Raw genomic sequence first — 23,734 nt, 5'->3', positions numbered from 1 at the left:
TCTGCTGTCATGCTTGCCACCTGCTTCCTGGAATCCGCCGCATGCCTTTGAACCTGCCGCCCGTCACCCGCAACCTGCTGATCGCCAATGTCGTGGTGTTCCTGCTGCAGCAGGTATTCGGCGAAATGCTGTTGCAGTATTTCGCGTTGTGGCCGTGGGGGCCGGACCACGTGATGCAGCTGTCCAGCGGCGCGCTGGCGTCGGTGGGTTTCCGGCCGTGGCAGGTGGTGAGCTACGCGTTCATGCATGGCGGCGTAACCCACATCCTGTTCAACATGATCGCGCTGTACATGTTTGGCGGCGTCATCGAGCGCACCTTCGGCGCGCGCAACTTCGTCATCTATTACTTCGTCTGCGCCATCGTGGCGGCGGTGGCGCAACTGATCGTGGTGCAGTGGTTCACCCACGGCTTCTATCCCACGCTGGGCGCGTCAGGCGCGGTGTTCGGGCTGCTGCTGGCCTTCGGCATGCTGTACCCGCACGAGAAAGTGATGCTGATGTTCCTGCCGGTACCCATGCCCGCGTGGCTGTTCGTGATCGGCTACGCGCTGGTGGAACTGGTGATGGGCGTCACCGGTACCCAGGCCGGCGTGGCGCATTTCGCGCACCTGGGCGGCATGGTGGGCGGCTATGTGTTGATCCAGTACTGGCGCGGGCGGCTGCCGATCAAGCCCAAGGGCAGGCTGCTGCGTTGACGTTGCCGGGCCGGTTTTTTGTGGGAGCGGCTTCAGCCGCGATGCTCTCGCTCTTCTCCAGGCACTGAGAAAGAGCATCGCGGCTGAAGCCGCTCCCACAGGTCAACGCAGCGCCAGGAAATCCGCGCTGACCACGAAGCGCACCGCGTCCAGGCGCAGCCGCGACAGCGGCAGTGCGGCCAGCAACTGGGTGCGCTCGTCGGTGACTGCACCGATCTCCGTATCGCTGACTGACGGGTTTACCGCGCGCAGCGCCAGCAGCCGCGACAACTCGGCGTCCAGCGTTTCGCTGGCCAGCGCCAGCGCTTCGTCAATGCGCGCCTGGCCGCGGTTGGCGGCCAGTGTTTCGGCGCGCTCCAGCATCGGCGGCACCAGCTTGCCCAGGAATTTGCGGTAGCGCGCCACCTCGATATTGCGATCGGCGGCCTTGCGCAAGGCCACTTCGCTGGGGGTGAAATCGGCGCGCTCGGCCAGCTTGGTGTCAACCGTGACGATGATCGGCAGGCTGGGCAGGAAACGCTCCGCGTCCAGCCTGCGGTCGGCCACGCACTCCAGCACGAACACCGCCTGCAGCAACGCGGTGCGCGGCGGCAGCACGTCGTCCACCATGAAGGCGGCGTTGCCCTGTTCGCCGGACAGCGCCAGGTCCAGCGCGCCGGCCACCAGCGGGTGGTCGAGCCGCAGCAGCGGCAGCTCCTCGCGCGCCAGCGCCACGTCGCGGCTGAAGGTGACGGATTGCGGGCCATCGGCAAAACCGGGCAGGGCGTCGGTGGACAGGTATTGCGGATCGAGCAGCAGCACCTGGCCACCCAGCTCCTCGGGGTGGATGCCGAACGCTTCCAGCAGGCGCTGGATGAAGGCGTCGCGGCTGGGGTCGTTGTCCTCGCGCGCGAATGCCTGCTGCAATTCGTCGGCGTGCAGGTCGCGGCTGGCGGCCAGTTCCAGCAGGTGGTCGCGGCCGCCGCGGATCAGCTCGGCCAACTCCTCGTGGCTGGCGCGGGTTTCGGCCAGCAGCGCCTCGAATTCCTGGTCGCGGTTGTCGTCGCCGCGGGCATGTTCCTCGGCCAGTTCGGTCAGCGTCGCACCGTAGCGGCGCAGCAGTTCACGGCCGTCGGCGGGGCTGTGGCGGAACGCGTCCACGCCCTCGTCATACCAGCGCGCCAGCATGTGCTGGGCGCTGTCGGCCACGGCGATGACATGGATGGCGATGTCGTGCTGCTGGCCGATGCGGTCGAGCCGGCCGATGCGCTGTTCCAGCAGGTCCGGGTCCAGCGGCAGATCCCACAGCACCAGCCGATGGGCGAACTGGAAGTTGCGTCCTTCCGAACCGATCTCCGAACACAGCAGCAGTCTCGCGCCGTCGGGCTGCGCAAAGAACGCCGCATTGCGGTCGCGCTGCACGATGCCCAGGCCCTCGTGGAAACGCGCCAGGCCCACGCCGCTGCGCGTACGCAGCACTTCCTCCAGCGCCAGCACCTTGGCCTGGCTGCGGCAGATCAGCAGGAACTTGTCCTGCGGGTGCGCGTCGAGCAGGGCGATCAGCGCATCCACGCGCGGGTCGGCGCTGTAATCCACCTCGATCAACCCGGCCGGTTGCTGGATGTCGGCGTGGAATTCGGCCAGCAGCGATTGCCGGGTGGCCTCGTCGATATCATCCGCATCCAGCAGGTGCCATACCGGTGCGCGCTGGGGAAAGCCGCCCACGCCGGCGCGGTTGTTGCGGAACATCGCGCGGCCGGTGCCGTGGCGGTCGATCAACGCGGCCAGCAGCTCACGCGCGTTGGCCGGCTTGGTCGAGTCGGCCAGCAGCGCGGTGAGTGCGCCGTCGCCGCGGAAGGCATCGGCCAGGGCGGCGCGCTGGTTGTCGTCCAGCGGCTCGCCGTCGAGCAGGCGGTCGGCCACTTTCGACAGTGCCTGGTAGCTGTCCGATTCGGCCAGATAGCCGTCCAGATCGTGGTAGCGCTGCGGGTCGAGCAGACGCAGCCGGGCGAAGTGGCCGCTGCGGCCGAGCTGCTCCGGGGTGGCGGTGAGTAGGATCACGCCGGGGATCACCGCGGCAAGTTTTTCCACCATGGTGTAGCGCGGGCTGGCCTCCGTGGGCGACCACGCCAGATGGTGCGCTTCGTCCACCACCAGCAGATCCCACGGCGCCTCCAGCAATTGCTGGGCGTACTTGGGCGAGTTTTCCAGGAAGCCGAAATCGGCGATCACCAGTTGCTCGTCCTCGAACGGATTGCCGTGTTCGCCGGCCTGCTCCAGCGCCTCGCAGCGTTCCTCGTCGTAGATCGCAAAGCTGAGGTTGAAGCGGCGCAGCAGTTCCACGAACCACTGGTAGACCAGCGTGTCGGGCAGCAGCAACAGCACGCGCGAGGCGCGGCCGGTGGCGAGCTGGCGGGCGATGATCATGCCTGCTTCGATAGTTTTACCCAGTCCCACTTCGTCGGCCAGCAATACACGTGGCGGACGTCGTGCCGAAGCGATGCCGGCCACGCGCAACTGGTGCGGCACCAGCCCAATGCGGGCGGCGGCCAGGCCCCAGCTGGGCGAACGGCGCGCCAGCGCGCGGCGCTGCATGCCATCGAGCCGCAGTTCGAACTGCGCCACCGGGTCGGTGCGCCCGCCGATCAGGCGGTCATCGGCCTGGCTCACGCTCTGCTCGTCGTCGAGCTGGCCTTCTTCCAGTTCGCGGCCTTCGCCGCGGTAGATCAGCAACTCGTCGCGGATTTCCACCCGCTCGACCAGAAACGCGATGCCCTTGCCGGCCACCCGCTGCCCGGCGCGAAACTCCGCTCGCAACAGCGGCGCCGAGTCGATCGCGTACGGACGCAGCACCCCGGCCTTGGCAAACAGCACCTGTACGCCGCGTCCTTCGACGCGCAAGACGGTGCCCAGGCCCAGTTCGGGTTCGGCAGAGGAGATCCAGCGTTGACCAGGTACGAACATTGCGCCGCCGTGTTGCATTCGAGGGCCGACGATTATCCGCCGCGCGGTCCCTGCTGGGAACCGTTGTGATGCGGATCGGTGCGATGTCGCACGTCCTGGTTGCTCAGGTTTCGGCCCATTGGCGGAGCAGGTTGTGGTAGATGCCGGTCAGTTGCAGCACGGCGGTGGCGTCGGCGCCGCTGGCGGTCAGTGCCTGGATCGAGCCGTCCAGTTCGAACAGCAGGCGACGGCGGCTGTCGTCGCGGATCAGGCTTTGCACCCAGAAAAACGAGGCGATACGCGCGCCACGTGTGACGGGCGCCACGCGATGCAGGCTGCTGGATGGATAGACGATGAGGTCGCCGGCCGGCAGCTTCACCTCGTGCTCGCCGTAGGTGTCGCTGACGATCAGCTCGCCGCCGTCGTACTCCTGCGGTTCGTTGAGAAACAGCGTGCAGGAAACATCGCTGCGAATCTGCGCGCCCTCACCATCCAGCGCCATCACCGCGCCGTCCACATGGAAACCGTATTCGCCGCCGCCTTCGTAGCGGTTGAAGCGCGGCGCCAGCGTGCGCAACGGCAGCGCGGCGGCGTGATAGAGCGAGTGCTTCGCCAGCGCATCGAGCACGACGCGGCCCAGTTGCCGCCGCAGCGGCGAGCCATCGGGCAATTGCCGGTTGCGCTTCACCTTCGCGCCCTGTGCGCCCACCGTCTCGCGGCCGTCGACCCATTCGGCGGTACTCAGCGCGGCCCGCAGTCGGGTGATCTGATCGGGTGCGAGAACGGCGGGGATGTGCAGGAGCATGGGCGGTTCCGTCGGTGAGCAGGAACGGGAATCGGGAAGAAGCGTATCGCTCAACCGGTCGGGCTGGGCGTAGCCGCGTAGCGGCGGAGTCGAAGCCTGGTGCTGGAGCCCCTTCGACTTCGCCGCTGCGCGGCTACGCTCAGGGTGAACGGCTTGAAAGGATTCTCCCCGTTCAACGCCCGGCCTTCATCAAAACCGGAAATTGGCCGTCAGCATCGCCGAGCGCGGCGTGCCGGGCGTATAGCGGTAACCGCTCTTGTTGATGGCCGACACATAGGTCTTGTCGAACAGATTGTAGACGTTCAACTGCAGGTCGAAATGCTTGTTGATCGCATAGCCGGCCATCGCATCGAAGACGGTATACGACTTGGTGTAGTTGGGCGTGCCCACGGCGCCGTCGGTGCCACGCTTCAACTGGCCCGCGTAACGCGCGCCACCGGCAATGGAGAGACCGAACGGCAGCTGGTAGGTGGTCCAGGCGGTGAACGCGTACTTCGGGGTGTACGCCAGATCGTCGGAGCCGTCCTGCGAAACCACCGTGCCCTTGAGTACCTTGGTGTCCATGGTGGTGAAGCCGGCGCTGACCGACCAGCGCTCGGTCAGCTTGCCCACCGCGGTGAGCTCCACGCCGCTGACGCGCTTCTTGGCGGTCTGGTAGTACAGCCCGTCATCGCCCTGGGCGATATCGTTGCTGACTTCCGTGCGATAGACGGCCGCGCTGACCAGCAGGTTTTCGCCCAGCAGATCCCACTTGGTGCCGAGTTCGGCGGTGCGCGCCTTCTGCGGATCGAACGCGGGGTTGTCGGCGCTGTTGGCCGATGAGCTCAGCTGCAGCTGCGCGCCGCCGGGCGGCTGGGCGGACACCGCGTAATCGGCGTAGATGCTGCCGTTGGCGGCGGGCTTGTACACCACGCCCAGCTTCCAGTTGAGCAGGTTGTCCGAAACGGTGGCGTTGACGCCAGGCACCGCGGTGCCTGTGGCAAGCGCCCCGCAGTCCGGTCCGCGGCGGCCACCGCAAGGCACGCGACTGGTGAATTCGGTCTTGTAATGGTCCAGGCGCAGGCCGCCGGTGAGCAGCCACTGTTCGCCGAACTTCAAGGTATCGAACGCATACGCCGCTTCGGTGGTGGTCTTGCCGTTGCTGTCGGCGTTGTTGCGGCCCCAGGCCAGGCCGGTGGCATGCGGCGTGGGGTGATAGATGTTCGCCGGCGTCCAGGCGCTGCCGTTGAGCACGGCGATGCCGGTGGTCGACAGTTTTTCGCGGGTCAGCTCGATGCCGGTGCTGAGCGCGTGCTCCACCGCGCCGGTGTGGAACGTCGCCGTGACATTGGTCTGGTTGGTGAGGATGGTGTTGGTGTTGTCCTTGAACGTGGGGTTGCTGCGCGCCACGGTCCAACTGGAAGGGTCGGCCGGGTCGGGGGTGACCAGGTTGGCGGCGCTGTACATGAAGGAGGTCAGCAGGTAGTCCTGATGCGTCCTTCCCCAGCGGGTGGTGTTGTGCAGCGTGGCGCCGTTTGCGAAATCGTGTTCGACGCGCACCGTCGCCATGTCGGCCTTGACGTGGTCGTGGTCGGCGTCGGTGCCGTAGAAGTTTTCCGGGTCGACGCGTGGCGCGTTGTCCAGCCACGGCCGGGCGTCCGGATCGGGGCTGCGGTAACCGGGCAGGCCGATGGTCGCCACGCCGCCGTCGGGCACGTTGTTCTGCTTCACGTGCAGCAGGTTCAGGTAGACGCGGGTGGGCGTGCCCAGGCCGAAGGCCAGCGACGGCGCGATGCCCCAGCGGTTGTCCTGGACGCCGTCACGGCCGCTGACGCCGCCATCCTGGCCCAGCACGTTGAGGCGAAAACCGGCGTGTTCGCCGATCGCCTGGTTCCAGTCGGCGGTGACGCGCTTGCGGTTGGCGTCGCCGTAGGACACCGAGCCGGAGACGGCATTCATCAGGAACGGCTGCTTGCTCACCATGTTGATGGCGCCGCCGGCCGAGGTGCGGCCGTTGTCGGTGCCGGCTGGGCCTTTTTCCACTTCGATCTGTTCGATGTTGAACACGTCGCGGGAGATGGAGCCGAGGTCGCGCACGCCGTCGACGAAGATGCTGCTGGAGGCGTCGAAGCCGCGCATGTAGACGGAGTCGCCGGTGGAGGTGGCGCCGTTCTCGCCGGCATAAAAGGTGCCCACGCCCGGGCTGTTGCGCAGTGCCTCGGTCAGCGTGGTGGCGCCCTGGTCGGTGATCAGGTCCTTGGAGATCACCGTGATGGTCTGCGGCGTATCCAGCAGCGGCTGGGTGAATTTGGGCGACTCGACCTTGTCGGCGCGGTAATCGGCGCCGCGCGTGGCCTGCACCTTGATGCCCGGCAGCGTGCGTGCGTCAGTCAGCTGCGCGACCGGGGACGCGTCCGCGGCCACGGCGGATTGCGCCAGCGCCAGGCTGGTCAGCAACGTGGCGGTGGTGGTGCCGGCCAGCGACAGGCGGCGCGCGCTCGTGGAAACGGCGTGCTTGCGGCTCTTGATGAAGGACATGCGTGGGGTTCCTTTGCCATCTGCGATGTATCCCGCTGCCGACGCCGGGCGAACGGCGGAACGGCGCAGCCGCCGGGTCGTGCCGAGGCGTACTTATTACGGGAGGGTGGAGCGCTGGCTACCCGTGGATCGGGGCGGGCGCGACCGGACGCATGGTAAAGGAATGAGAATGATTTGCAATAGCGTTGTTGCGAGGCAGCCTCTTTCCCACAATGAAAGAGGCCCCGCATTCGCATGCGGGGCCTCTTTGTTTCACCTGTTGCAGCGTGGGCGCGAACGCCTTACCAGATCTTCACCTGGGTGTCGGCCGGGCGCACCATCGTGTCGCCGGGCTTGCACTGGAACGCCTTGGCGAACTCCGGCATGTTGGACGGCGCGGCGGTGGCGCGCAGTGCCATCGGTGCGTGCGGATCGGTGTTGAGGCGCACGATCGAGGTTTTCTCGCGCATGCTGCCGCGCCACACGCGGGCCCAGTTGAGGAAGAAACGCTGATCCTCGGTGTAGCCGTCGATCTTCTTGTTCGCTTCCTCGGGATGGTTCTTCAACGCCGTCTGCAGCGCGTCGTAGGCCACGTTGAGGCCGCCCAGGTCGGCGATGTTCTCGCCCAGGGTCAGCTTGCCGTTGACGTGCAGGTCCGGCTTGTCCTTGATCGGCGCATAGGCGTTGAACTGATCCACCAGCTTGGTGCTGCGCGCGTCGAACTGCGCCTTGTCCTGCTTGGTCCACCAGTTGTGGCGGTTGCCGAAGCCGTCGAACTGGCTGCCCTGGTCGTCGAAACCGTGGCTGGCTTCGTGCCCGATCACCGCGCCGATGCCGCCGTAGTTGATCGCGTCATCCGCCTTGGCATCGAAGAACGGCGGCTGCAGGATCGCGGCCGGGAAGTTGATCGTGTTGGTGCTGGGGTCGTAATACGCGTTGACCGTCTGCGGGGTCATGTACCACTCGCCACGGTCGGTGGCCTTGCCGATGTGGGCGATGTCGTAGTCGTAGTTGAACTTGGCCGCCGCCTGCAGGTTTGCGTAGTAGTTGTCCGGGGTCAGCTCCAGGCCGGACCAGTCGCGCCACTTGTCCGGGTAGCCGATCTTGGGCAGGAACTGCTCCCACTTCTCGACTGCCTTGGCCTTGGTGTCGGCGCTCATCCAGTCCAGGTTCTCGATGCGGGTCTTCAGCGCATCGCGCACGTTGGTGACCAGCTCCTCGGCGCGCTGTTTCGCTTCCGGGGTGAACTCCTTGGCCACGTACAACTGGCCCAGGGCCTGGCCCATGGCGCCGTTGACCGCGCCCAGCACCTGCTTCCAGCGCTCCTGCTGCTGCGGCTGGCCGGCCAGGGTCTTGCCGTAGAAGTCGAACTTGTTGTCGCGGAAATTCTTCGACAGCGCGTTGGCGGAGTCGTCGATGGTGTGGAAGCGCAGGTAGGCCTGCCACTGCGAGGCCGGCGCGTTGGCCAGCAGCTTGTCGAACTCGGCGAAGAACTTCGGCTGCGACAGCGAGAAGCCCTTGTCGATCTTGACGCCCTGGGCATCAAAGAATTTTTCCCAGCTGAAGTGCGGGGTGATCTTGTCCGCTTCCTTCACGCTGACGAAGTGGTACTGGTTGTCCAGGTCGCGCATTTCGGTGGGCGCCAGCGAGGCGGCGGCCAGCGAGGTTTCCAGCTTCATCACCTGGTCGGCCTGCGCTTTCGCGTCGGCGGCCGACACGCCGGTCAACTCCAGCGACTTGGCGATGTAGGCCACGTACGCGTCACGGATCTCCTTGAATTGGGGCTCGGTGTAGTAGTCCTTGGTCGGCAGGCCCAGGCCTGCCTGCATCGCGTAGGCGATCTGCAGCTTGGCGTTGTCGAAGTCGGCGCCGGCGCCAAAGCCGAATACCTGGCCGTTGCCTTCGGCGTAGCTCTTGTTGATGAAGTCGACGATGTCGCTGGTGTTCTTCAGGCCGGCAATCGCGTCGAGGCGGGGCTTGATCGGGTCGAAGCCGGCCTTGTCGATGGTGGCCTCGTCCATGCCGGACTGGTACAGGTAGCCGATCTTCTGATCGATCGAACCGGCCTTGGCGGAGGCGGCATTCTTGGCCGCGGCCTCGACGATGTCATGCTGGGTGTTGAGGCTGTCCTCGGCCAGCTTGTTGAACGCGCCCCAGCTGGTGTGGTCGGCGGGGATCGGGTTGGCGGCAACCCACTTGTCGTTGACGAAGCCGTTGAAATCCTGACAGGCGTTGATGTTCGGGTCGAGCTCGCTGACATCGAAAATGCCGCCCGACGCGGCCGGCGCTGCCGCGGCGTTCGCACTGGCGCTGGGCGCCGGCGCAGCGGATTCGGCCGGCTCCTGTTTGCCGCAGGCGGTCAGCGACAAGGCCAGGCTGACGGCCAGCGCCAGCGGTTTCAAATACGGCTTGGTCATGGATTTCCCTCGTGATTGTGGTCCGCGAGCGCGGCGTTTGGATGGCGAGCGTGGCTGATGGTGGGTCGGACACAGGCTGCGACAATGACGAGCCAAGCTAGGTCAATCGTCATGGTGGGCACAGTGTCAAAGGTAAGGGGTATGGCCGCCGGCCGGGGCCTCAGTGGCGGGCGCCGTCAACCGTTTCATCCTGTGCCGACAACGACCGCCACTGCGCGGCGTCCAGGCGCAGCACCGGGTAGGCGCCTACGTCTTGCGCGGCGTACCAGGGCGAGCGTTCGTAGAAGAAGGCCAGCCGCGCGCGGCTGTCGCCAGCGAAGGCTGGATCGTCGTGCAGCTTGCGCTGGAATTCGGCTTTCAACGCCGGGCTTTTCGCCAGCATCTCGCGGGCAAGTTTCTCGACCACGCGCGGCTCGCCGTATTCCTTGGCCTCGAAGATGGCGTCGAGATAGCCCCAGCGCAGCAGCGAGTCCGGCGCCTGTGGTTCGAGCAGGTTGATCGCCACGTTGGCGGCGCGCTGATCCATCGGCACGATCACCGAGCCGGCGGGCAGGCGCACCTCGCGCGGCAACGCACGCAAGCGGAAGTCGCGCAGCATCAGGTGGCCTTCGAACGGCTTGTCGGCCCAGCGCGGTTCGTCCAGCTGGTAGCCCTCGGCATGAACCGTCAGCGGCTGCGTGGTGCGCCGGTAGCGAATGCCGTGCGCGTCCAGCCGGTCGATGATCACCGTCCACTGCGCGGGCACCACGTAGGCGGCGGGCGGCGAGATGGACAGGTCGGGCAGCAGCCGGTTCCAGTTGTCGATGGTGTAGGTTTTTGGCTGGCTGGGGTCGTAGCGGATCCACTCGCTGTTGGAGATGTCACTGTGGCTGCGGGTGAACGCGTAGCCCTTCAGTTCCAACTTCGTGGGTTGGGGATCGAGCTTGAAGGTCAGCGGCACACTCGCCTTTGCAGCGTGGGCGCGGGCGATGGTGTCGGCGTCCGCTTTGGCGGTGGCAGCGAGCAGGGCGGCGGGGTGTGCGCCGATCTGTTCCAGCATCAGTTCCACGATGTCGTAGGTGGCGCGCACGCGATTCGCGTACGGCTTCAGCATGTGGGTTTCGATCAGCAGCGCGGGGCGGTTTTGCAGCGCCGCGTAGCCGGTGGAAAAGCGCGGGCCGGAGCCGAAGTTCTCCAGGCCCTTGAGCGGGTCGCGGCCGTCCTTGAACTCCAGGTAGCTGGAGGCCAGATGGCCGCGTTGCTCGTATGCCGGCATGGCGTGGTTGACGATGGCGTCGTGCTGCCAGGTGCTCACGGCGGGGTCGAGTTTGTGCGGGTCCTCGGTGTACCAGGTGAGGTCGTACTGGTAATCGGCGCCGTCGGTGGTGTGCACGTCGATCAGGAAATCGGGCAGCCACGCCTGCCACAGCTTCAGCCACGCGCGCATCTCCGGCGCGTCGGCCTTGATGTAGTCGCGGTTGAGGTTGAGGTACTGCGACTGGCCGCGGAAACCCATCGACGCGGGGCCGTTCTGGTTGATGCGATGGTAGGGGCTGGCGTTCTCGTGGCCGTCCACGCTGAACACCGGGATGTACACCAGCACCAGCTTATCGAGCAGGTGTGGGTATTTGCCGGTGACCGCGATATCGCGCAGCAGCATCAGCCCCGCATCCTTGCCCTCGATCTCGCCGGGATGAATGCCCGCCTGCACCAGCACCACCGGCTTGTGCACCGCGCGCGCGGCGGCCGGATCGAACGTGCCGCCACCGCTGGCGATCACCACCGTCATCGGCCGGCCTTCGGGCGTGGTGCCGAACGTTTCCAGATGGATCATGCCCGGCGCCGCCTTCTGCAGCCGCTGCAGATACGCCAGCGTGTCGGCATAGCTGGGCGTGGTGCGGAACTGCGCCGCTTCGGCGGGCGTGGTCCAGTCGGCGGCGTGGACGGTGAGGGTCGCAAGGCCCAGCAGGGGAATCAGCAGCCATCGATGCATGGGAGCTCCTGTGTGACTGTGTAGGAGCGACTTCAGTCGCGACGCTTTTCGATAAGCGCAAGAGCATCGCGACTGAAGTCGCTCCTACAGAAGAGGCCCGTCACGCCTTACGGTTCGGCAGGCAGGCGCACGGGCGAGGCCGGCAGTGTATCGGGCGCCACCGCGCCGCCGGAGATGATGAACGCCATGGCCTGGTCCATGGTCCAGTCGGTGGGTGTCAGCTCGGCCAGCGGCACCACTTCCAGATAGCCGCCGGTGGGGTTGGGCGTGGTGGGGATGAACACTGCCGCCATCTCGCGTCCGCTGTCTTCCTCGACCATCACCCGGGTGACGAAGCCGACCACCCGCATGCCGCGCCGCGGAAATTCCACCAGCACCACGCGCTGCACGCCGGAGGGTTTGTTCTGCAGCACCGCCATCAACTTCTTGGTGCCGCCGTAGATGGTCTGCACCACCGGGATGCGCGCCAGCACACCGTCGAACGCGCCGATCACGCGCTGCCCGATCACGCGGTTGGCCAGCGCGCCCAGCAGGTACAAGGCGCCCAATGTGATCAGCAGCGCCACGATGTACGTACTCCACGCGCTGCCCAGCACGGCGGCCGTGCGCGGCGCCACCAGCGCCAGCGCACCCAGCAACGCGCCCACCAGCGGCGCGCCGATGTCCACCAGCACACCCAGCACAAACTTGAATACCAGCCACGTCACCCACAATGGGATGAACGTGAGCAAGCCGGTCAGCAGGTAGCGTTTCAGGCGCAGCGGCGGCATGGGAATGATCAGCGCGGAAAGCGGCCATTGTAGTGGACGCTGCCCGCGATAACGGTCACCACCCGGCGGCGATGTGGCCGGCGCTCATGAAACGCAAACATGGCCTCGGGCAGGATGCGCGTTCCCCACGCGCGCCTGCCCGCTCTTCGACCCACAAGGAAATCCCATGAGCTCTTCCCACGCCGGCCCATCCGATGCCGAAGTCCTGTTCCAGCCGATCCAGGTCGGTGACCTGAACCTGCCCAACCGCGTGGCGATGGCGCCGCTGACCCGCAACCGCGCCAGCGCCGGCAACGTGCCCACCGAGCTCAACGCCACCTATTACGCACAACGTGCCAGCGCCGGGCTGATCATCGCCGAAGCCACCCAGATCAGCCCCGAAGGCCAGGGCTACATCGCCACGCCGGGCATCCATTCGCCCGAACAGATCGCCGGCTGGAAGAAGGTCACCGACGCGGTGCACGCCAAGGGCGGGCGCATCGCGCTGCAGTTGTGGCACGTGGGTCGCATCTCCCACGTATCGCTGCAACCGGACGGCCAGGCGCCGGTGGCACCGTCGGCCATCCGCGCCGACGCCAAGACCTTCGTGGCCGAAGGTTTCGTCGATGTGTCCGCGCCGCGCGCGCTGGCGCTGGACGAGATTCCCGGCGTGATCGACAGCTATCGCCAGGCCGCCGCCAACGCACGCGAGGCCGGCTTCGATGCGGTCGAGGTGCATGGTGCCAACGGCTACCTGATCGATCAGTTCCTGCGCGACAGAAGCAACCATCGCACCGACGCCTACGGCGGCAGCATCGAAAACCGCACGCGCTTGTTGTTTGAGGTGTGCGACGCGGTAGCCCGCGAAGTCGGCCCCGGTCGCACCGGCGTGCGCTTGTCGCCGCTGACCCCGGCCGGGGACATCGCCGACAGTAATCCGCAGGCCCTGTTCAACCGCGCTGTCGAGCGGCTGGCCACGCTGGGCCTGGCGTATATCCATGTGATCGAAGGCGAAACCGGCGGCAATCGCCACCCGCAACCGTTCGACTACGCCGCCATGCGCAAGCCGTTCCGCGGCGCCTGGATCGTCAACAACGGTTACGACCGCGACATGGCTATCGACGCGGTGGCCAACGGCAAGGCCGACCTGGTGGCGTTCGGCGTCCCCTTCCTGGCCAACCCCGACCTGCCACGCCGGCTGCGCGAAAACGCGTCGCTCAATGCGCCGGATCAGAAGACGTTTTATGGGGGTGGTGCGCAGGGCTATACGGACTATCCGACGCTGGATTGATCGGGTTGCGGCATGGGTGCGATAGCCAAACAGCAAACTGCGGGAGCGAATTCAGTCGCGACGCTTTGTGGTTCGGCATTGATTCGGAGCCAGAGCTTTCGACCGCCTTCGACGCTCGGCACGCACCCGCACGTAACGAACCGCCGTCATCCCAGCGAAAGCTGGGATCCAGTGACCCGACTGGCCCTCGATAGACCGAGTTGCGACTCGATCGGCGTTGTTGTTGAAACCAGTGCATCGGAATGACGGGTTGGGCGTCAACATCTCTAATGCCGCGGATGCCCACGCTCGCGCATCAGTCGGGTCAGTTCGGCAACCAGATCGGGTTGGGTGGCGGGTGCGTCGAGCAGGTAGACCTGTACGTCGTGCGGGGCGACGGTTGTTTGCAGGTTGCCGCCGTCGGATACGTCGATGGGGTTGCCGCCGAGTGCGGGTTTCCAATGGCCGGGCTGCAGTTTTTCGCTGAGGTTGAAGCTTGCCGGCTGGTCGCCCTTGTTGAGCAGTACCAGGGCCAGTTGATGCACGCCCTTGTGCTGGTAGACGCGGTAGAACGCGGCTTGGTTGCCGGCGAAGTGCAGGGGCAGCATCAGGCCGCGTTGCAGGGTGATGGTTTGCTGGCGCAGCTGGGCGATGCGTTTCAGGTGCTGGTAGATGGGGCTGGCGGGGGCGGCGTCGATGCGGGGTTGGCCGTAGTAGTTGCGGTTGCCTTCGTGTTCGGCGCGGCCGCGCTCGAAGCCGGTTTCCGAGCCGTAGTAGATGGCCGGGATGCCGCGTGCGGTGAACAACAGGTTGTTGGCGTCGATGAAGCCGTTGTCGCTGGCGTTCATTCGGGCCATGTCGTGGTTGTCGTAGAAGGTCACCAACTCATACGGATTGGCGTAGGGGCCGTTGGTGAGGTAGAGGCGGTCGAGCACGCTGGCGTAGTCGCTGCCGGGGTGCTCGAACAGTTCGGCGATGCGGCCGCGCAGGGGGAAGTCCAGCAGGCTGATGCCGCCGTTTTCGGGCCAGGTGTATTTGCCGATGTTGTCGGGGCTGTAGTCGAAGGCTTCGCCGTACATGAAGAAGCCGGGGTGTTTGGCGCGGATGCGTTGGGCGAACTGTTGCCAGAACGCGGTGGGCATGTGGCTGATGGTGTCGATGCGGAAAGCGTCGGCGCCGCGTTCGATCCATTGCTCGTACGCGCCAACGAAGTAGTCGAGTACAGCCGGGTTGGCGTCGTCGATGTTGGAGAGCTGCACCAGGTCGTCGTACGCGTGATAGAAGCGGTGCAGCGGGTTGCGCACCGGATCGAGTTGGTACGGCGGCAGGTTCTGCTGGTCGGCGATCAGCGTGCCGCTCTTGTCGTAGATCTGCCCGAACATCGGCTGCGCTGTCGGCATGGTGAAAGCGGGTGAGCCGTGGTTGGCGACGATGTCCAGCACGGTCTTCAAGCCCTGAGTGCGCATGTCCGCGGTGAACTGGGCGAAGTCCAGGTTCTTGCTGGGCAGGTGTTCGTCGAGCTTGTAGAAGTTGACGCCCCAGTAGCCGTGGAAACCTGTCTTGCCGCGGTCGGTGAATTTGGACGCCCATTGCACCGGATCGCCGCCGGTGAACGCCTCGTTGGGGTTGTCCACGATCGGCGTGATCCACACCGCGCCGAAGCCCATGCCGCGGATATAGCCGGCGTTGTCCAGCACGCCCTTGAAGTCGCCGCCGAGGTAGCCGATGTTCGCGCTGCGGCCTTCGGGCGCACCCGCCACGGGGATGTTGAACGTGGGGTGCGCGCCGCCCTGGTGGCGCTGGTCGTTGGCGGGGTCGCCGTTGACGAAGCGGTCGGTCATCACGAAGTAGATCGCGTCCGCGGCGAAGGGGGCATCGGTGCCGTAGAAGTCGGGTGGGGCGGCTGCTTGGGCTGCGCTGGTGGCCAGCATCGTCGCGAGGATGGGGAGCATGGTTTTGCAAAGCATGTTGGTGTCCTGTGCGGCATCGCGGTCGAGGCCCTTGTAGGAGCGGCTTCAGCCGCGATGCTTTTGTGTTCGTTCCGAGAGCATCGCGACTGAAGTCGCTCCCACAAGTGGGTGCTAGCGCGAAATTGATGCGGCCTGTGGTTCTTGCACCCGCAAAGTGAAAACGCCGGCGACCATCAGGCTGACGCCGCCCATCGCCAGTGCCCAGATCGGCTGGCTGTGGAAGAAGGTTTTCAGCGCCATGCCCAGCACGCTGGCGGCCAGCAACTGCGGTATCACGATGAAGAAATTGAAGATGCCCATGTAGACGCCCATCTTCGCGGCGGGCAGGTTGTCCGACAGCAATGCATACGGCAGCGACAGGATCGAGGCCCAGGCGAAACCCACGCCCACCATCGACAGCAGCAGCCACTGCGGGTCGCGGATGAACAGGAACGAGAGCAGCGCAATGCCACCTATCCACAGGTTCAGCAGGTGGCTGATGCGCAGGCCCCAGCGGCGCACCATCAGCGGAATCACCAGCGCGGCCAGCGCGGCAAAACCGTTGTAGGCGGCAAACAGCACGCCGACCCAGTTGGCGCCGTCGTTGTAGGCGGTGGAGTGGGGATCGGTGCTGCCGAAATGCACTTCGGTGACGGCCGCGGTGGTGTAGATCCACATCGCGAACAGCGCGAACCAGGAGAAGAACTGCACCCAGGCCAGCCGACGCATCGCGTCCGGCATGTGGTGCAGGTCGCGCAACACCTGTGTGAGCATGCCGTCGCCGCGCGAGCGGCCCAGCCATGCCTGCGCCAGGCCGTAGGCGATCAGGCTGCCGGCCAGGATGTACAGGTCGCGTTCGAGGTTGTAATGGCTGATCAGCAGCGCGCCGACGATGCCTGCCAAACACCAGATCGCGGCATTGCGCCATGCGGCGTGGCGGTCGATGACGGCTTCCGTCACGGCGGCGGCGTGCTCGTCACCCTGCTCGAAACCCAGCAAGGTCTCCGGCGGGTATTCGCGGGTGAAAAGCACGGTCCACAACACCGAGCAGAGCAGCACCGCACCGCCGATATAGAACGCGTATTTCACCGTATCGGGGATCACGCCGGCGGCGCCCACGTTGTCCACGCCGGCATGCGCCAGCAGCCACGGCAGGGCCGAGGCCACGATGGCGCCGAGGCCGATGAAGAAGCTCTGCATCGCGTAACCCAATGGCCGCTGGCGCGGCGGCAACTGGTCGCCCACGAACGCGCGGAACGGTTCCATCGAGATGTTGATCGACGCGTCCAGCACCCACAGCAGGCCCGCGGCCATCCACAGTGCAGGCGAGTTGGGCATCGCCAGCAGGGCCAGCGTGGCCAGCACCGCACCGGCCAGGAAATACGGCCGCCGCCGCCCCAGCCGGTTCCACGTACGGTCGGACCAGTAACCCACGATGGGCTGCACCAGCAAACCGGTCAGCGGCGCGGCGATCCACAACGCGGGTATGTCGGTGACGTCCGCGCCCAGCGTCTGGAAGATGCGGCTGACGTTGGCGTTTTGCAGCGCAAAGCCGAACTGGATGCCCAGAAAACCGAAGCACATGTTCCATATCTGCCAGAACGACAGCTCGGGTTTTTTGCTCATGGTGTGGCCCTGGTCAACGGTGTGACAAGCAGATCGCCGATGCGCGCTTCATTCAATGATCCCTCGATGCCACCTTGCCCGCCGGTGTAGTGCGCGAACCTGCGCAGGAAACTCATGTTGAACCCCTGGCTGATCGAGAAGGTGCAAGGCGTGCCCGCGGCTGCGTCGAAGGTGACATCGGTGGATGGCTGCATGCCGACACTGTGCGGCATCACCAGGGGCCTTGTCTGCACTGGCGCGCCCTTGCACGCGATGACCAGGTTATTCACCGCGGCGGTGATGCCGGTGTTGATCGGGCCGTGATCGTTGGCGTAGATCAAGGTGGCCTGGAAGCGGCCGCCGGCGGGCGCTGTCCACGTGCGTGGCCAGGTGCCGGCAAGGCGCTGCGCCGGGCCGACGCAGGTGGCGGGGCTGGGCAGCGATTCGAGTTCGCCGGCGCGGCGGGTGACGGAAAAACATTGCTGCGCGGTGCTGGCGGGAACCAGGCGTTGGCCGTCGATGGCACCGACGGCCTTGCCATCCACATACAACTGGCCATGCTCGCTGAAGCTGACTTTCCAGTCACTCCCGGCGCGAGTGGCTTGCGGCGCCGCCGGCGTGGCCGGCGCAAACAGCGGTGCGTCCAGCCGCAGTGGCGGCGTATCGACATGGATCGCCTTCAGCGTCACCACCGTCTCGTTGCCGTGCTGTTCAATGTCACCGGCCACCAGCAGGTTGCCGTTCACCGAGGCCGGTCGTTGCAGGGTGATGCGCTGGTCGCGCAACTGCAGGCTGATGCGCTCGTGGTCACCAAACAGTATCGGCAGCAGGGAGGCGGGCAGCTTCGGCGCGATGCGGCCATCGGCGCCGAGGCCGAAAACGCCTTCGATCACCATGTCCAGGTAACCGCCCACCGACCACAGCTGGCGCGGCGAGTTGACCACCGGGCCGCTGAGCTTGCCGTCTTCCACATGCACGCGCTGGCTCAGCAGTTCGAAGTTCTCCATGTTGGAGCCGCTCAAAGCGGCGCCGCGCAGCAACGAGCGCAACTCGTGCGCGATGCGCCCGGGGTCGTTCACCGCCCGCGCGGCGCGCAGGGCGTAGGCGCTGACGAACGGCCAGATCGCGCGGTTGTGATAGATCGGCTGATCCGCCCGCTCGGGCCAGATCACCGGGCTGCCGGCCGGATACGTGGGGTAGTTGGCCAGCGCCCGGCGGGCGCGATCGGCATCGGCCACGCCGCTGGTGATCGCCAGCGAGGTGCCCAGCAGGTCGTAGGCCTCGATCGGCATGCCGTCGTTGCCGATGTAGCTCATGTACAAGCCGCGGTCGCTGCGCCAGAAGCGGGTGTTGATGGCGGCCTTCAAGGCGCCGGCGCGGGCGCGGTAGTCGACGGCCTTGGGGTCGTGGTGGCGTTCGGCCATCTGGACGGCCAATTGCAGCGCCTCGTAATACAGCACATTGGTGGACAACGCATAGGACTGCGCTATGAAGCGCACGTCGTTGGCGGTCCAGCCGGGGTAGCTCTGCTCGCGCCAGTCGAGGAACGAGGTCTCGCCGCGATAAAGCCCCATCGCGGCGTCGAATACGTAGTGTTGATCCTGCGCCAGCGTGTCGGTGAGCGCGCGATACACCTTGTCGGCAAACGCCGGGTCGCCCAGCAGATGCCGCGTACCCAGGAACCACACCACGCGATCGGTGCTGATCGGCCAGCTGCCGCCCGAGCCGGTGTCCTGCATCGGGTACAGGCCCGGCGGCGCGGCGGGTTCGCGCACGTCGGACAGCTTGAACAGCAGCGAGGCTTTCGCCCGTGCCGGGTCGATCCGCCACAGACCCAGGTCGACCGCGTAAGACAGGTCGCGCGTCCACACGTAATGCCATTTCTCACCCGTCTCGAAACAGGGGCAAGGCATCGACTGGCCGTGGTCGAACGCGTCGTCGCGGATCGCCGCCACCGAGTCCTTGTGCAAGTCATCCAGCGCCATCGCGAACAGGCCGTCGAACAACGGGCTGGCGGTATGGGTGGCGATCGGCTGGGCCGGGATGTGGCGCTCCCCGCCGGGGGCGTGCAGTACGAACCCGTCACCGGCGATGCTCATGCTGGCCCGGCGCTGCCGCCATTCGATACTGTCGGCTGCGGGCGCCGCGGCACCCGACAGCGCCATCGCCAGGGCAGTGGCCAGCACCATCACTGCAGCACGGCCGTGCTGTAGGCCGGCAGGTGCAGGACGCCATCCTGCAGTGCCACGCCGGGTTTGCTTTGCAGCAGCACGTTGCGCGTCTTGTCTGGCGTGATCGTCTGCGGCGTACCGGAAAGATTGTGCGTCACCAGCACATGGCTGCTGGCGTCGTCGAGGCGGTAGGCGACCACTTGCTTGTTGTCCACGTTGTACGGCGTGAGCCGGCCACCGCGCAGCGCGCTGACCTGGCTTCGCCAGTGGATCAGCCGGGTGTAGAAATTCAGCAGGGAATCCGGGTCGCCGTGTTGCGCTTCCACCGAGATGGCGGGATCGTCATGGCTGGCACGCCAGGTGGTTTCGCCGGGCGCGTGGGTGGCGCGATTCCAGCGCATCGGCGTGCGGATGTCGGGATCGGGCTTGCGCCCTTGCATGCCGATTTCCTCGCCGTAATAGATGAACGGTTCGCCGGGCAGGGTCAGCAGCATCGCGGCGGCCATGCGCATGTGCTCGACATTGCCGTCGAGCTGACTCATCACGCGATTCTGGTCGTGGTTGGAAAGGAAGGGTGCGTCGACGCCGGAGCGACCGGTGGCGGCGCGGTAGGTAGTGTCGATATGCGCTAACAGTTGATCCAGGCCATCGTTGCGTTCCTGCCGCGCACTGTCGATCAGTTTTTCGGCCAGCGGAAAATCGAACACGGCGCTGAGCGGCTTGAAATACGGCGCCAGCTTTTCCGCCGACGGCTGGGTGACCTCGCCCACGATATAGGCCTGCGGACTCACCGCATCCATGCCGGCGCGGAACTGTGTCAGCCAGGCGATGTTCTTCGCCAGTATCTGCGGGTTGTCGGTGTCAGCCTTGTAGTCGAGATAGACATGCTGCACGGCGTCCACGCGGAAACCGTCCACGCCTTTTTCCAGCCAATAGCGGCCGATGCGGATCATCTCCTGGCGCACGGCGGGGTTGTCGAAATCCAGATCCGGCATGGCGCCGGTGAATACACCCAGGTAATGCTGTTTGCCCCGCGCGTGCCACGCCGGCGTGCCGGTGGCGCTGATCGCGTCGAGGTCGGTGCCGGGCTGCGACCACTGGTACCAGCTGCGGTATTTGCTGGCCGGGTCCAGTGCGGCGCGGAACCACGGGTGCTGGTCGCTGGAGTGGTTCATCACCAGATCCATGATGACCTTGATGCCGCGCTTGTGCGCCTCCGCCAGCAGCTTTTCGAAGTCCTGCATGTTGCCGTATTGCGGGTTGATGCCGTAGTAATCGGTGACGTCATAGCCGTGGTTGCTGGGCGAGGGGTTGATCGGCATCAGCCAGATACCACTGACGCCCAGCGATTGCAGGTAGTCGAGTTTGGCGGTGACGCCATTGAGATCGCCGATGCCATCACCGTTGGTGTCGACCCAGCTGCGTACGAAGATCTCGTACCAGACATCCGACGACGCCGCGCGGGTTGCGGGTGTGTGGCTGGTTGTCGTGGGCGTGGCCGCAACGACGTTGCCGGCAAGGCCAAGTGCCAGCGCGGCGAAAAGCGTGGTGGTGCAGCTGAGTACGGACTGTCGCCAGAACATGGACGTTCCCCATGGAGTGCGGGTGGACGGCAGCTACGCATGATGCGCGGTGCGGCCTGTCGAAAAAAAGCCCGGATCCAGCGTGCGACCGGTCCGGGCTGAAGAGGAAAACTGCCGGGCGCCGCTTGCGCGGCGCCCGTGATCCATCGATTAAAGCGCGTAGGTGAAGCCCACGTAGTACTGGCGGCCAAACCACTGCAGGGTGCCGGTCAGGTCTTCGCTGCCGAAGTAGGTGCGGGTCGGCTGGTCGGTGAGGTTGCTGACCTGGAACAGCAGGCTCAGGCCTTTCAGGTTGCCGGACTGGAACGCGTAGGAGGCCTGGTAATCGACCACGGTTTCCGGCGCGTAGTAGACCGTCTGGCTGTCTTCGGACATCTGGTTGGAGACGAAGCGGTCGCGATAGCGCGCGGAAAGGCGTGTGTCGAAGCCCTTGTGGCCGTAGAACAGCGTTCCGTTGATCACCCGCGGCGACAGGCCGGGCAGGCCGATCTGGACCGGCGTGCCGCCAAGTGTGGAGGTTTCCGTCACCTTGCTCTGCGAGTACGCAAAGCTGCCGGTGAAGCCCAGGCCGGACCATGCGCCGGGCAACGACTTGAACACCTTGGAGTAATCCAGCTCGATGCCGCGGACGTAGCCGCCCTTGTCGTTGTTCACCGCCGTCTGGTACTGGCCGTTCTCGTACGGCGCGCCGGTGGTGGGGTTGATTGGCACCTGGATGCCCGCGCCGGCGAAGTCGAACGGATCGATGGTGCGGTCTTCGATGAACGAATCGATCTTCTTGTAGAACAAGGCCGCCACGATGGCGCCGCCGTTGTCGTCCATGTAGTGCTCGAACGACAGGTCATACGCCTTGGCGTAGAACGGGTCGAGGAACGGGCTGGTGTTGCCCCACATGTTGTACTTGTTGCCGTCGATCCACGAACCGCCGCCGGCCATCAGCTTGTTCAGCGGCGGGCGCGACATCACCTTGGCCGCGGCAAAGCGCAACTGGTTGGCGTCGTCGAAGTGGTAGTTGAGGTTCAGCGAGGGCAGGTAGTCGGTGTATTTCTTGCCACGGCGCACCATCAGGTAGTTGGTGCTGACCACGCCCAGGCCGTCGGTGAGCGGCGGTGCGCTGCCGTCGCCGATGTTCTGCAGGCCCTCGCTGTACTGCGAGCTGCGCACCATGCGCACGCCGAAGTTACCGGTGAGGTTGTGGTCGCCGATCATCGTGTCCACGTCGGCCATCACGTAGGCGGCCAGCACGTTTTCGCTGACGGTGGCGCTCTGGATCTGGGTCCAGTCGTTGGCCCACTGCCGGGTCGGGGTGGGCGTGATGCCGTTCTCTTCCAGCACGGCCAGGCTGTTGACCGAAAGGAAGCAGGGGAAGCCCGAGAGGTTGCCCTTGAAACAGGCGGTGTGCGAGTTGCCATCGTTCAAGGCCAGCGGCACCTGGCCGTTGGCGTACTGGCCGAAGTCGTTGCCGTATTCCCAGATGGCGCGGTCCGCTTCGTAGCGGCGCTCTGAATAGCGGGCGCCGGCCTGGATCGCGGATATGACCGAGTTGTTGAACAGGTCGTACTGGACGTCCAGCTTCGCCGCCTTCGTGGTGTCCTCGTAGATGTACGGATAGACGCCAACCTTGGCCAGGGCCATCTGGTTGCGATCGGTGAGATCGCGGTTGAAGCTGACGTCCGGGATGTTGAGGTTCTTCAGCTGATAGGTGGCCGAAAGGTCGTTGGCCACCGTGGGGCTGTCGGTGCCGAGCCCGTTGAACGGCAGCGTCCATGACACCGCGTTGGTCATGTCACTCTTGGCGCGTGACATGCCCACGTCACCGGCGATGGTCCACGAGCCGGTCCTCCATGTCGCGTTCAAGCCACCGGACAATACGCTGGTGACCGTGCTGTCGTCGTCGTTGGTGGTCTGGATGGTGTAGTACGGATTGGACGGGTCGGTGGTGACGGTGCCGCCGGTGACCTGGCCATCCGGCTGCAGGTGCGGGTTGGTGATGATGCCGTTGGACAGCGTCTTCACGCGGAAGCCGCGGCCGAAGTTGGTGGCGTCGAAATGCGAGTAGAAGCCGTCCGCTTTCAGCGTGAACGAATCGCTGGGCTCCCACACCGCCACGGCCATGTAGCCGTTGCGGCGTGCCGAGCCGCCGTTCTGCTGCATCTCGAAACCTTCGCTGGTGTAGTCGTTGACGCCGTCGCCGTCGACATCCTTGGAGCCGTTGTAGGCCAGGCCGTTGAACTGGTCGGCCACGTGCGGCTGGTACATCTGCGCCACGCCCAGGCCCAGGCCCAGCGTGTTGTTGAGGAACTTGCCCTGGAACGATGCGCTGGCGCGATAGCCGCGCGGATTGGCGCCGTCGGTTTCGTTGCCGCGGTCGTTGTAGCTGCCGCGCAGGTTGAACACGGCCGAATACTGTTTGGAGTTCTCCAGCGGGTTGGCGGTTTCCATCGCCACGGTGCCGGCCACGCCGCCCTCGATCAACGAGGCCTTGGGCGACTTGTAGACCGTCGCCTGGCTGATCATCTCCGACGGGTACTGGTCGAACTGGATCACGCGGCTGCCGCTGGTTGCGCCCTGCTCGCGGCCGTTCAAGGTGGTTTCCACGAAACCGCCGGACATGCCGCGGATATTGATCGCGCTGGCCTCGCCGTTGATGCGCTCGGCCGAGATGCCGGGCAGGCGGGTCAGTGCATCGGAAATGGAAACGTCGGGCAGGCCGCCGATGTCCGCCGCCGTCACCACGTCCACCACGGTGTCGGCGTAGCGCTTCACGTCGATCGAGGTCTCGATGCTGCGGCTGAAGCCGGTCACCGTGATCGTGCTCATGTTCTTGACGTGCTGGTCTTCCTTCGCCTGCGCTTTGGCCTTGGCGGTGGCTACGTCACTGGACGCGGCCGCCTGCGTTGCCTGGTCGTTGCCGTCATTCACTTGCGGCGTTGCGTAGCTGCTCGATGCAGCGCAAAAGCCGACGGATGCCAATGCCAAGGCAAGTACGTTTCGCTTGAATACCATGGTGCCCCCTCCCCAGTTTCTATGATTGGTTGCGCGTATCGATGACTGATCGACTTTCCCCCGCGTACTCCCTTGGAGTTGCATGCGGCTTGTC

The 23,734-nt window shown here is 65.6% G+C and carries 13 protein-coding genes; 2 read left to right on the top strand and 11 right to left on the bottom strand.

The features are described 5' to 3' along the window. The first annotated feature begins 41 nt into the window (after positions 1 to 41). The gene (locus tag ASD22_RS07645) at positions 42 to 695 is read left to right on the top strand and encodes a rhomboid family intramembrane serine protease (protein ID WP_056081344.1); all 654 of its coding nucleotides are present in this window, start codon (positions 42 to 44) and stop codon (positions 693 to 695) included. A 102-nt stretch (positions 696 to 797) separates the two neighbouring features. Here ASD22_RS07645 and rapA read toward each other — a convergent pair whose 3' ends face one another. The 6 genes from rapA to ASD22_RS07615 all read right to left on the bottom strand — a co-directional run bounded on the left by rapA (position 798) and on the right by ASD22_RS07615 (position 12,077). Further along, positions 798 to 3,638 carry an RNA polymerase-associated protein RapA gene (rapA, locus tag ASD22_RS07640; RefSeq protein ID WP_056081342.1) on the bottom strand — a complete coding sequence of 947 codons (2,841 nt, stop codon included), beginning with the start codon at positions 3,636 to 3,638 and terminating at the stop codon, positions 798 to 800. Positions 3,639 to 3,741: 103 nt separating this feature from the next. Further along, positions 3,742 to 4,422 carry a Fe2+-dependent dioxygenase gene (locus ASD22_RS07635; protein ID WP_056081339.1) on the bottom strand — a complete coding sequence of 227 codons (681 nt, stop codon included), beginning with the start codon at positions 4,420 to 4,422 and terminating at the stop codon, positions 3,742 to 3,744. A 189-nt stretch (positions 4,423 to 4,611) separates the two neighbouring features. After that, positions 4,612 to 6,939 (bottom strand): catecholate siderophore receptor Fiu, encoded by a 2,328-nt coding sequence (locus ASD22_RS07630; RefSeq protein ID WP_056081336.1) that lies wholly within the window; start codon positions 6,937 to 6,939, stop codon positions 4,612 to 4,614. Between the two features lie 281 nt (positions 6,940 to 7,220). Beyond that, positions 7,221 to 9,335, bottom strand: coding sequence for a M13 family metallopeptidase (locus ASD22_RS07625; RefSeq protein ID WP_056081332.1), 2,115 nt, complete (start codon positions 9,333 to 9,335; stop codon positions 7,221 to 7,223). A 160-nt stretch (positions 9,336 to 9,495) separates the two neighbouring features. Beyond that, positions 9,496 to 11,307: a M14 family metallopeptidase gene (locus tag ASD22_RS07620; RefSeq protein WP_056081329.1), complete on the bottom strand. Its 1,812-nt coding sequence runs from the start codon at positions 11,305 to 11,307 to the stop codon at positions 9,496 to 9,498. Positions 11,308 to 11,414: 107 nt separating this feature from the next. After that, positions 11,415 to 12,077 carry a DUF502 domain-containing protein gene (locus tag ASD22_RS07615; RefSeq protein WP_056081326.1) on the bottom strand — a complete coding sequence of 221 codons (663 nt, stop codon included), beginning with the start codon at positions 12,075 to 12,077 and terminating at the stop codon, positions 11,415 to 11,417. A gap of 166 nt (positions 12,078 to 12,243) precedes the next feature. On the opposite strand from ASD22_RS07615, the gene ASD22_RS07610 reads away from it, so the two are divergent. Further along, complete coding sequence (locus ASD22_RS07610) at positions 12,244 to 13,347, top strand: alkene reductase (protein WP_056081323.1); 1,104 nt, start codon at positions 12,244 to 12,246, stop codon at positions 13,345 to 13,347. A 266-nt stretch (positions 13,348 to 13,613) separates the two neighbouring features. Here the strand turns inward: ASD22_RS07610 and ASD22_RS07605 are convergent, their stop codons facing one another. The 5 genes from ASD22_RS07605 to ASD22_RS07585 form a co-directional block, all read right to left on the bottom strand. Further along, positions 13,614 to 15,278 carry an alpha-amylase family glycosyl hydrolase gene (locus ASD22_RS07605; protein ID WP_056083969.1) on the bottom strand — a complete coding sequence of 555 codons (1,665 nt, stop codon included), beginning with the start codon at positions 15,276 to 15,278 and terminating at the stop codon, positions 13,614 to 13,616. A 129-nt stretch (positions 15,279 to 15,407) separates the two neighbouring features. Beyond that, positions 15,408 to 16,901: an MFS transporter gene (locus ASD22_RS07600; protein ID WP_056081320.1), complete on the bottom strand. Its 1,494-nt coding sequence runs from the start codon at positions 16,899 to 16,901 to the stop codon at positions 15,408 to 15,410. Then, positions 16,898 to 19,069 carry a Six-hairpin glycosidase-like protein gene (locus ASD22_RS07595; RefSeq protein WP_200946344.1) on the bottom strand — a complete coding sequence of 724 codons (2,172 nt, stop codon included), beginning with the start codon at positions 19,067 to 19,069 and terminating at the stop codon, positions 16,898 to 16,900. The genes ASD22_RS07600 and ASD22_RS07595 overlap by 4 nt, the downstream gene beginning before the upstream one ends. After that, positions 19,069 to 20,634, bottom strand: a complete 1,566-nt coding sequence (locus ASD22_RS07590; protein ID WP_056081316.1) for an alpha-amylase family glycosyl hydrolase — start codon at positions 20,632 to 20,634, stop codon at positions 19,069 to 19,071. The genes ASD22_RS07595 and ASD22_RS07590 overlap by 1 nt, the downstream gene beginning before the upstream one ends. A gap of 150 nt (positions 20,635 to 20,784) precedes the next feature. Then, positions 20,785 to 23,640, bottom strand: coding sequence for a TonB-dependent receptor (locus ASD22_RS07585; protein ID WP_082520181.1), 2,856 nt, complete (start codon positions 23,638 to 23,640; stop codon positions 20,785 to 20,787). Between the last annotated feature and the right edge of the window lie 94 nt (positions 23,641 to 23,734).

Origin of the sequence: Rhodanobacter sp. Root480, assembly GCF_001426645.1 — a bacterium.
Lineage (GTDB): Bacteria > Pseudomonadota > Gammaproteobacteria > Xanthomonadales > Rhodanobacteraceae > Rhodanobacter > Rhodanobacter ginsenosidimutans.
The sequence above is the reverse complement of the archived record's forward strand: the minus strand, read 5'-3'. Positions and strand labels throughout refer to the sequence as shown.